The organism is Aquipuribacter hungaricus (assembly GCF_037860755.1).
Lineage (GTDB): Bacteria > Actinomycetota > Actinomycetes > Actinomycetales > JBBAYJ01 > Aquipuribacter > Aquipuribacter hungaricus.
On sequence record NZ_JBBEOI010000126.1, the window covers coordinates 1 to 10,839 of the forward strand.

Annotated in this window: 7 protein-coding genes; 5 read left to right on the forward strand and 2 right to left on the reverse strand. The window is 74.2% G+C overall.

The features are described from left to right. The 4 genes from WCS02_RS12930 to WCS02_RS12945 all read left to right on the forward strand — a co-directional run. A partial coding sequence (locus WCS02_RS12930; protein WP_479688805.1) for an alpha-1,4-glucan--maltose-1-phosphate maltosyltransferase occupies positions 1-2,134 on the forward strand: 2,134 nt, incomplete at its 5' end. Positions 2,135-2,205: 71 nt separating this feature from the next. Further along, the gene (gene treS / locus WCS02_RS12935) at positions 2,206-3,960 is read left to right on the forward strand and encodes a maltose alpha-D-glucosyltransferase (RefSeq protein ID WP_340293867.1); all 1,755 of its coding nucleotides are present in this window, start codon (positions 2,206-2,208) and stop codon (positions 3,958-3,960) included. Continuing rightward, positions 3,957-5,321, forward strand: coding sequence for a maltokinase N-terminal cap-like domain-containing protein (locus WCS02_RS12940; protein ID WP_340293869.1), 1,365 nt, complete (start codon positions 3,957-3,959; stop codon positions 5,319-5,321). The genes treS and WCS02_RS12940 overlap by 4 nt, the downstream gene beginning before the upstream one ends. Before the next feature lie 232 nt (positions 5,322-5,553). After that, entirely contained in the window at positions 5,554-6,447 is an 894-nt protein-coding gene (locus WCS02_RS12945) for an endonuclease domain-containing protein (RefSeq protein ID WP_340293872.1), read from the forward strand. A 156-nt stretch (positions 6,448-6,603) separates the two neighbouring features. Here WCS02_RS12945 and WCS02_RS12950 read toward each other — a convergent pair whose 3' ends face one another. Then, entirely contained in the window at positions 6,604-7,566 is a 963-nt protein-coding gene (locus WCS02_RS12950; protein ID WP_340293874.1) for an ABC transporter substrate-binding protein, read from the reverse strand. 30 nt (positions 7,567-7,596) lie between these two features. Here WCS02_RS12950 and glgB point away from each other — a divergent pair, with 30 nt between their 5' ends. Continuing rightward, positions 7,597-9,846, forward strand: a complete 2,250-nt coding sequence (glgB, locus tag WCS02_RS12955; RefSeq protein WP_376984085.1) for a 1,4-alpha-glucan branching protein GlgB — start codon at positions 7,597-7,599, stop codon at positions 9,844-9,846. 101 nt (positions 9,847-9,947) lie between these two features. Here glgB and WCS02_RS12960 read toward each other — a convergent pair. After that, on the reverse strand, positions 9,948-10,839 hold an 892-nt coding region (locus tag WCS02_RS12960), incomplete at its 5' end, for a tetratricopeptide repeat protein (protein WP_340293876.1).

The following is a 10,839-nucleotide window of genomic DNA, read 5'->3' on the forward strand; positions in this document are numbered from 1 at the left end:
GGCCGCCGGCACCCCGTCCCGCGACGCCTCGGGCGGCCCGGCCACGCCTGCCGCTGCTGCGCCGTCCGCGCCTGCTGCCGCGCCTGCTGCTCCGGCCGGCACGGAGTCCTCGTCCCCGTCGGTCGACCTGTCCGGCCGCAAGGTCGGGCGCATCCCCGTCCTCGACGTCACCCCCCGCGTCGACGACGGCCGCTGGCCCGCCAAGGCGGTCGTCGGCGAGGCCGTGCCCGTCGAGGCGAGCGTCTTCCGAGAGGGCCACGACGCCCTGGCCGCCACCGTGGTCCTCACCGCGCCCGACGGCACCGAGCACAGCCGGGTCCGCATGGTCGAGCTGGCCCCCGGCACCGACCGCTACGGCGCCACCGTCCTCCCGACCTCGGTCGGCGCGTGGACGTTCCGCGTCGAGGGCGCGGGCGACGTCTACGCCACGTGGGAGCACAACGCGACGGTCAAGGTCGCCGCGGGCGTCGACGTCGAGGTCATGCTCGCCGAGGGCGTGCCCGTCCTGGAGCGCGGCGCCGCCCTGGCCCGCGCGGCCGGGGACGAGGCCGGCGCCGTCGTGCTCGAGGACGCCGCCGCCGCCCTGCAGGACACCGGCCGCCCCGAGGAGGCGCGGCTCGCCCCGGCGGTGAGCCCCGAGGTCGAGGCCGTCGTCGCCCGCCACCCCGTCCTCGACCTGGTCACCGCCTCGGAGCCGCTGCCGCTGCAGGTCGAGCGCGAGCTGGCCCTGTTCAGCGCCTGGTACGAGTTCTTCCCCCGCAGCGAGGGCGCCCGCTACGACACCGAGGCCCACCGCTGGGTGTCCGGGACGTTCCGCACCGCCGCCGAGCGGCTCCCCGCCGTCGCCGCGATGGGCTTCGACATCCTCTACATGCCCCCGATCCACCCGATCGGCGAGGTCAACCGCAAGGGCCGCAACAACACCCTCGACCCCGCCCCCGGCGACCCCGGCTCGCCGTGGGCCATCGGCTCCAAGGACGGCGGCCACGACGCGATCCACCCCGACCTCGGCACCGAGGAGGACTTCGCCTTCTTCGTCGCCCGCGCCAAGGAGGTCGGCCTGGAGGTCGCGCTGGACCTGGCGCTGCAGGCCGCCCCCGACCACCCCTGGGCGACCGAGCACCCGGAGTGGTTCACCACCCGGATCGACGGGACCATCGCCTACGCGGAGAACCCGCCGAAGAAGTACCAGGACATCTACCCGGTCAACTTCGACAACGACCCCGAGGGCATCTACGCCGAGGTGCTCCGCATCGTCGAGCTGTGGGTCTCCCGCGGCGTCACGGTGTTCCGGGTCGACAACCCCCACACCAAGCCGGTCGAGTTCTGGGAGTGGCTCATCGGGCGGGTCAACGCCGCCCACCCGGAGATCGTCTTCCTCGCCGAGGCGTTCACCCGCCCGCAGATGATGCGCACCCTGGGCAAGGTCGGCTTCCAGCAGTCGTACTCGTACTTCACGTGGCGCACCTCCAAGGAGGAGCTCACCGAGTACGTCACCGAGCTGTCGACGGAGTCCGCGCACTACATGCGGCCCAGCTTCTGGCCGAGCACGCCGGACATCCTCCACGCCTCGCTGCAGTACGGCGGGCCCGCCGCCCACCGGCTGCGCGCCGTGCTCGCCGCGACGATGGTCCCCAGCTGGGGCATCTACGCCGCCTACGAGCTGGGCGAGCACGTGGCCCGCCCCGGCGCGGAGGAGTACATCGACAACGAGAAGTTCGAGTACCGGCCGCGCGACTGGGCCGCCGCCGAGGCCGAGGGCCGCTCGCTGGCCCCGCTGCTCACCCGGCTCAACGAGGTCCGGCGCGCGCACCCGTCGCTGCAGCGGCTGCGGGGGACCACGTTCCACCGCACCGACGACGACATGGTCATCGCCTACTCCCGGCACGTGCCGGCCGAGGAGTCGCCGACCGGGCGCGCGGACACCGTGCTCGTCGTGGTCAACCTCGACCCGCACGCCGCCCACGAGACGACCGTCCACGTGGACGCGACGACGCTCGGCCTCCCGGCGCACTCGCAGTACACGGTGACCGACCTGCTCGGCGGCGGCACGTACGGCTGGGGCGGCGCCAACTACGTGCGCCTGGACCCGTACGTCGCCTCGGCGCACGTGTTCGCCGTCCGCGCGCACTGAGCCGGCCCCGCACCGACCCCCGCACCGACCCGACCCAGCACCCCACGACGCACCGCCACAGGAGACTCCGCGTGCAGGGACTTCAGCTGTCCAGCCCCGGGCTGGACAACGACCCCAACTGGTACAAGAAGGCCGTCTTCTACGAGGTCCTCGTCCGGGCCTTCTCGGACTCCACGGGGTCCGGGTCAGGCGACTTCGCCGGCCTCATCGACAAGCTGGACTACATCCAGTGGCTCGGCGTGGACTGCCTGTGGCTGCCGCCGTTCTACGCCTCGCCGTTGCGCGACGGCGGGTACGACATCAGCGACTACTACGCCGTGCTGCCGGAGTTCGGCACCATGCCGCAGTTCCGCGAGCTCGTCGCGGCCGCCCACGCGCGCGGCATCCGGGTCGTCACCGACCTGGTGATGAACCACACCAGCGACGCCCACCCGTGGTTCCAGGCCTCGCGCTCGGACCCCGAGGGCCCGTACGGCGACTTCTACGTGTGGAGCGACACCGACGAGAAGTACGCCGACGCGCGCATCATCTTCGTCGATACCGAGACGTCCAACTGGACCTTCGACCCGGTCCGCCGGCAGTTCTTCTGGCACCGGTTCTTCTCCCACCAGCCGGACCTCAACTTCGAGAACCCGGCCGTCCAGGACGCGATCATCGACGTCGTCCGGTTCTGGATGGACGCCGGTATCGACGGCTTCCGCCTGGACGCCGTGCCCTACCTCTTCGAGGAGGAGGGCACCAACTGCGAGAACCTGCCCAAGACCCACGAGTTCCTCGCGCGGGTCCGCTCGGTCGTGGACTACGAGTACCCGGGCCGCATCCTGCTCGCCGAGGCCAACCAGTGGCCGGAGGAGGTCGTCCCCTACTTCGGCGACGAGGCCGAGCCCGAGTGCCACATGTGCTTCCACTTCCCGGTCATGCCGCGCCTGTACTACGCGCTGCGCGACGAGAAGGCCGGCTCGGTGCTCGACATCCTCGCCGACACCCCGGACATCCCGTCGACGGGCCAGTGGGGCACGTTCCTGCGCAACCACGACGAGCTCACCCTGGAGATGGTCACCACCTCCGAGCGGGCCGCGATGTACGGCTGGTACGCCCCGGACCCGCGGATGCGCGCCAACGTCGGGATCCGCCGTCGGCTGGCGACGCTGCTGGACAACAGCCGCGCCGAGATCGAGCTCATCCACGCCCTGCTGCTGTCGATGCCCGGCTCGCCGTGCCTGTACTACGGCGACGAGATCGGCATGGGCGACAACATCTGGCTCGACGACCGCGACGGCGTCCGCACGCCGATGCAGTGGAACCCCGACCGCAACGCCGGCTTCTCCACCGTCGCCGACCCCGGCAAGCTCTACCTGCCGGTCGTGCAGTCGCTGACCAACCACTTCGGCGGGGTCAACGTCGAGGCGCAGCTGGCGACGAGCAGCTCGCTGCTGCACTGGGTGCGCGGGATGCTCGCGCTGCGCAAGCGCCACCCCGTCTTCGGCCTCGGGTCGTTCGCGCCGCTGCCGCTGGTCGAGCCGGGCACGGTCGTCACCGACGCCCGCGCCTGCGACAACGAGGCCGTGCTCGGCTTCCTGCGCGTGCTCACCGCCGGCACCCCCGGCGCCGAGCACGAGGAGCCCGAGACCGTGCTGTGCGTGCACAACCTCGGCTCCACGCCGCAGGCGGTCACCCTCACCGTGCCCGAGCACGCCGGCGCCCGGGTCGTCGACCTGTTCGGCGGGAACGGCTTCCCCGACGTCGGGGCCGACGGGCGCCTCACCCTGACCATGGGCAGCCGCGACTTCTTCTGGCTGCGGCTGGTCCCCGGCACGGGCGCATGAGCGTCGTCCCCGGTCCCGCCCTGGACGACGAGCTGGGCCGGCTGCTCCACACCTGGATGCCGGCCCAGCGCTGGTACCCGGCCAAGGGGCGCGGGGTGGGCCTGCGCGACCTCGGCGCGTTCGCGTGGCCGTCGTCCGAGCCGGGAGTCGACGTCGTCACGCACGTCGTCGGCCTGGACTCCGGCGACCGGCTCGACGTCGTCCAGGTCCCGCTCACGTACCGCGCCGCCCCGCTGGCCTCCGCCGTGCCCGGCGCCACCGTGGGCGTGCTCGGCTCCGGCGACGCCGCCCGCCACGTCACCGACGGCCCGCACGACCCGGCGTTCGTCGGCGCGCTGCTCGCGGCGCTGCGCACGGGCGAGGGCGCGCTGCCCGTGCCCGCGGGGGCGCCGTCGCGGGTGCTCAGCGGCGAGCAGTCGAACACGAGCATCATCGTCGAGCCGGTCGACGGCCCGCCGGCCATCGTCAAGCTGTTCCGCACCCTGCACCCGGGCGCGAACCCCGACGTGGAGGTCCTCGAGGCGCTCACCCGCGTCGGCTCGGGCCACGTCCCGGCCCTGCGCGGCTGGCTCGAGGGGACGTGGCTGCCTGCCGTCGCCGGCCCCGGCGTCATCCCGGTCTCCGGCCACCTCGCTGTCGCCGTGGAGTTCCTGCCCGGCAGCGAGGACGCCTGGCGCGTCGCCCTGTCCGCGGTCCGCGACCGGACGGACTTCACCGCCGCCGCCCGCGACCTCGGCGCCGCGACCGCCCAGGTCCACGCCGACCTGGCCACCGCCTTCGGCACCACCGCGGTCGACGAGGCCGCCCGCGCCCGCATGGTCGCCTCGCTCCGTGCCCGGCTGGACTGGGCACGCTCCGCCGTGCGCGACCTCGACGTCCACGCCGCCGCCCTCGACGCCCACGCTGCCGCGCTCGACGGCCTGTCGGACCTGCCGCCGCTGCAGCGCGTCCACGGCGACCTGCACCTGGGCCAGGTGCTCCAGGCGCCGGGCAAGGGCTGGGTGCTGCTCGACTTCGAGGGCGAGCCGCTGCGCCCGCTCGCCGAGCGCACCGTGCCCGACCTCGCCCTGCGCGACGTGGCCGGCATGCTCCGCTCGGTCGACTACGCCGCCGGGCACGACACCGTCGGCGAAGGCGTCGACCCCGCCGCCGTCGCCTCCGCCGACGCCTGGGCCGCCGCCACCCGCGACGCGTTCTGCGACGGCTACGGCTCCGTCGCCGGCCGCGACCCGCGCGAGCAGGCCGACCTGCTGCGCGCGCTGCAGCTGGACAAGGCCCTGTACGAGGTCGTCTACGAGGCCCGCAACCGGCCCTCCTGGCTCCGGATCCCCCTCACCGCGGTCGCGCGCCTTCTGGGGTAGCGGCCGGGCGGGGGTCGTGCCGGGGTGGGTCTGCGACGCGCCTGCTCGTCTGCGACCGGGACGAACCGGGGGTCGACATCGACCCTTCACCCCGGGTGCGTCCCTGTCGCGGACCACCCCTGACCGGTGCCAGTCGGCGCCGTCCGTCCACAGGTCCGCGGACGGCCGAGCTGTCCACGGCAGCCGTCGCCGTCCCCGACAGCACGGCCTGACCGGCGCACCGTCTGGTCGCATGGACGCTCTCGCCCGACTCCACGCCCAGCCCTTCAGCACCAGGCAGGCGCTGGGGGTGGTCACACCGGACCAGCTGCGTGGCCCGCGGTACCGCCGGCTCATGCGGGGCGCCCACCAGACGGCCGACGCGGACACCGGTCACGGGCGCCAGATCCAGGCGTTCCGCGTCACCCACCCTCACGCCTTCGTCCTGCTCGGCCACAGCGCCGCATGGGCGCACGGGGCGACCTTCGCCGCCGGGACAGACCCCGTCGTCGTCTCGGTCCCGTCGTCGCACCAGCTCCGGAGGACCGCCGCGGTCCACCCGCACGTCGGGCGCCTGGACCCTGACGACGTCGTCCTGACGCCGCTGGGACCCGCGACCCGCCTCGGGCGGACGGCGTTCGACCTCGCCCGCGGTACCGGGTCGAGCAGCACGGACGTGGACGACCGCGTCGTGGAGGTGGACGCGCTCCTCCGTTCGACCCCGCTGGGTCTCGAGGCCGCCCGGGCGGTGCTGGACGGTGCGGCCGGCCTGCGCGGTGTGCGCCGCGCCCGAGAGGTGCTCGGGCTGGCGCGCGAAGGAGTCGACTCCCCACCCGAGACGCGCCTACGCCTGCTGCTCGTCCGGGCAGGTCTGCCCGACCCCGTGACCCAGTGCCCGGTCGAGGACCGCTGGGGACGCACCGTCGCCCGGCTGGACCTCGGCTGGCCGGACCTGCGCCTGGGGTGCGAGTACGACGGCGAGGTCCACCTGGGCGCGCGACAGGTCCGGGTGGACCTCCGGCGTCACAACGACATCCGCGAGGCGGGCTGGGTGGTGCTGCAGGTCGACCGTCACCAGATGCGCCGACCCGACGAGATCGTCCGTCAGGTCCTCAGCCTGGTGGCCGCCCGCCGACGGTCCACCTGAGCCGTCGTCCGCCGCGACGCGCCCCCGGAGCCCGTGCCGCCGTCGTCTCACGACGACTGGGACGGAACGCGGCTGGGGGCCGAGGTCGTGGCCCGGGTTCGTCCCAGTCGTCGGACCGCGGGCCCCGAACGCCCCAGCGGGCCCGGCCCCCCAGCCTCAGCGCACCCGGCGCACCGCGGCGGGGTCCAGGGGCAGGATGTCCGGGTGCAGCAGGCCGGCGAGCGCCTCGACGCCGTCGACCAGGCGCGGGCCGGGGCGGACGACGAGGCCGTCCGCGTCGACTGCCCAGACCGGGACGCCGGGCAGGCCGGCAGCGGCCAGGGCGTCGGCGACCACGAGCGCCTGCTCGGCGGCGGCGTCCAGGTGGTAGCCGCACGGCGCCACGACGACCACGTCGGGGGCGGCGGCCACGACGTCGGCCCAGGTCGTCGTCACCGACCGGGCGCCGGGGAGGCCGCACACCTCCTCGCCGCCCGCGGCGACCACGAGGTCGGGCACCCAGTGACCGGCGACGAACGGCGGGTCGACCCACTCCACCACGGCGACCCGCGGGCGGGGACGTCCGGCGACCGCGGCGGCGACGGCCGCGAGCCGGGCGCGCAGCGAGGCGACGACCGCGGCCGCCTGCTCGGGCACGCCGAGCGCGTCGCCCACGGTCAGCACGGTGCCGAGCACGTCGTCGAGCGAGGACGGGTCGAGGGCGAGCACGTCGGCGGTGCAGCCGAGGTGCGCCAGGGCCTCGTCGACCACGTCGGACGGCAGGGCGCAGACCCGGCAGAGGTCCTGGGTGAGTACCAGGTCCGGGTCGATGCCCCGCAGCGCGCCCTCGTGCAGCGTGTACAGGTCCTCCCCCGCCGCCGCCCGGCTCCGCACGGAGGCGTCGATCTCGGCCGGGGTCATGCCCGCGGTGTCGACCCCGCCGACCACCACGGCGGCATCGGTGCGGGCGGTCGCGGGGTGGTCGCACTCGAACGTCACGCCCACCAGGCGGTCGCCGGCGCCCAGCACGTGGACGATCTCGGTCGCCGAGGGCAGCAGCGAGACCACCCGGCGGGGTCGGTCCGCCACCGCGGTCGCGGGAGACGTCGAGGTCAGGGCGTCGGCCCGGTCAGCTGGCACCCGTGCAGGCTAGGCCGTGGCCCGGCGGGAATCGCCGCAGGGTTTGCGCACGGGTGTCCGCTCGGCAGGATGGGGGACATGACAACCTCCGACACCGGTCCGCGCGCGGCCGCCGTCCCCCGCGACGTCCTCGCCGCGGTCGCAGCCGGCGCCCACCACGACCCGCACGGGGTGCTCGGCCTCCACCCGGACGGGTCCGACGTCACCGTCCGCACCCTCAAGCCGTTCGCGCGCAGCGTCACCGTCGTCACCGAGGCCGGCCGCACCGAGGCCCACCACGAGCACGACGGGATCTGGGCCGCGACGCTGCCGGGCAGCGAGGGGCGCGACTACCGCCTCGAGGTCGTCTACGACAGCAACGAGGGCCAGGCCGTGCACACGGTCGACGACCCCTACCGGTTCCTCCCCACCCTCGGCCAGGTGGACCTGCACCTCATCGGCGAGGGCCGGCACGAGGAGCTGTGGGACGCGCTCGGCGCGCACGTCCGCCGCTTCCCCGGCCCGCTGGGCACGACCGAGGGCACGAGCTTCTCCGTCTGGGCGCCCAACGCGCGCGCCGTCCGCCTGATCAGCGACTTCAACGCCTGGAACGGGCGCACCCACGCCCTGCGCTCGCTCGGCGGCTCCGGCGTCTGGGAGATCTTCGTCCCGGGCCTGCTCGCAGGCACCCGCTACAAGTTCGAGCTGCTGGGCAAGGACGGCCGCTGGCACCAGAAGGCCGACCCGATGGCCCGGGCGACCGAGGTCCCGCCGTCCACCGCGTCGGTCGTCACCGAGTCCTCCTACACCTGGGGCGACGAGGCGTGGCTGACCGAGCGCGCCGCCAAGGACGTCCACAACGCCCCGATGAGCATCTACGAGGTCCACCTGGGCTCGTGGCGCCAGGGACTGAGCTACCGCCAGCTGGCCGACGAGCTGGTCGCCTACGTCGCCGAGCTCGGCTTCACCCACGTGGAGTTCCTGCCCGTCGCGGAGCATCCCTTCGGCGGCTCGTGGGGCTACCAGGTCACCGGCTACTACGCCCCGACCAGCCGCTTCGGCAGCCCCGACGACTTCCGCCACCTCGTCGACCGGCTCCACCAGGCCGGTATCGGCGTGATCATGGACTGGGTCCCGGCGCACTTCCCCAAGGACTCCTTCGCCCTGGCCCGCTTCGACGGCGAGCCGCTGTACGAGCACGCCGACCCGCGCCGCGGCGAGCACCCCGAGTGGGGGACGCTCGTCTTCGACTACGGCCGCAACGAGGTGCGCAACTTCCTCGTCGCCAACGCCCTGTACTGGCTCGAGGAGTTCCACGTCGACGGCCTGCGCGTCGACGCGGTGGCCTCGATGCTCTACCTGGACTACTCGCGCAAGGACGGCGAGTGGGAGCCCAACGTCCACGGCGGCCGGGAGAACCTCGAGGTCGTCGAGTTCCTCAAGGAGCTCAACGCCACCGCCTACAAGCGCGTCCCCGGCATCATCACCATCGCCGAGGAGTCCACCGCCTACCCGGGCGTCACGCAGCCGACCCACCTGGGCGGTCTCGGCTTCGGCCTGAAGTGGAACATGGGCTGGATGCACGACTCCCTCGGCTACGTCGCCGAGGACCCGATCAACCGCCAGTACCACCATCAGCAGATGACGTTCTCGCTGGTGTACGCCTTCAGCGAGCAGTACGTGCTGCCCATCAGCCACGACGAGGTCGTGCACGGCAAGGGCTCCCTGCTGCGCAAGATGCCGGGCGACCGCTGGCAGCAGCTGGCCACGCTGCGCGCGTACCTGGGCTACATGTGGTCGCACCCGGGCAAGCAGCTGCTGTTCATGGGCAGCGAGCTCGGCCAGGAGCCGGAGTGGAGCGAGTCGCGCTCGCTCGACTGGTGGCTGCTGGACACCCCCTGGCACCGAGGGCTGCACGACCTGGTCGGCCAGCTCAACCGGACCTACGTCGGCAACCGGGCGCTGTGGGGCGACGACTTCACCGCCGGCGGCTTCCAGTGGCTCGACGCGGAGGACTACACCAGCAACGTGTTCGCGTGGCTGCGGACGGCGGAGGGCTCCAAGCCGGTCGCCTGCATCACGAACTTCGCCGGGCAGCCGCACGAGCACTACCGCGTCGGGCTCCCGTCGACCGGGCGCTGGCGCGAGATCCTCAACACCGACGCGCAGGAGTACGGCGGCTCGGGCGTCGGCAACCTCGGCGTCGTCGAGGCCACGGACACCCCGTCGCACGGCCGTCCCGCCTCGGCCACCCTGCGGGTGCCGCCCCTGGCGACGGTCTGGCTGACGCCGGAGGACTGAGCGACCGGCCCCGCAGGACGGAGGCCCCGACCGTCTCGGTCGGGGCCTCTGTCGTGCGTGCGGTCCGCCGCCGGTCAGGACGGCGTGCCGGGGGGCAGGGCTCAGAACAGCGCGTTGGCGAGCTTCACGCGGGCGGAGGCGACCCGCGGGTCCTCGTGCCCGACGACCTCGAACAGCTCGAGCAGCCGGGTCCGGACCGTGGCGCGCTCGTCGCCGGCGGTCACGCGGACCAGGTCGACGAGGCGCGCGAAGGCGTCCTCGACGTGCCCTCCGAACAGGTCGCGGTCGGCGACGGCCATGCCGGCCTCGACGTTGGCCGGGTCGGCCGCGGCGGCGGACGCCATGCCGGTCATCACCGCGGCCGGGACGGCGGCCACGCGCGAGAACAGCCGGGCCTGGGCGAGCCCGGCCTTGGCGTCGGCGTCGGCCGGGTTCTCGTTGAGCGCCTGGGTGAAGGCGCGGACGGCGGCCTCGAAGTCGCCGGCCTCGAAGGCCTCGGCGGCGGCGGCGTGCAGCGGGGGCAGCGGTGGCTCGACGGGCGCCTCGGGCTCCTCGCCGGGCTCCCCGACCGCGACGGTGCCGGTCACGCCGTTCTGCGCGGCGACCTCGAGCAGCTGGTCGATGACCTGGCGGGCCTGGGCCTCGGGGACGGCACCGGTGAACATCGGCACGGGCTGGCCCTTGAGCAGGGCGACGACCATGGGGATCGACTGCGCCTGGAAGGCCTGCGCGAGCCGGGGGTTGGCGTCCACGTCGACCTTGGCCAGGACGAACCGGCCGCCGTACTCCACCGCGAGCTTCTCGAGCACCGGCGACAGCTGCTTGCACGGCCCGCACCACTCGGCCCACAGGTCGACGACGACGGGCACGGTGAGGGACTGCTGGAGCAGGGCGTCGAAGTCCGCCTCGGTGATGTCGACGACCACGCCGGCACCCCCGGCGGGGCCGGCGGCGGGGGGCGCGCCCGGGGCGGCGGCGGGGGCGGCGGGGCGC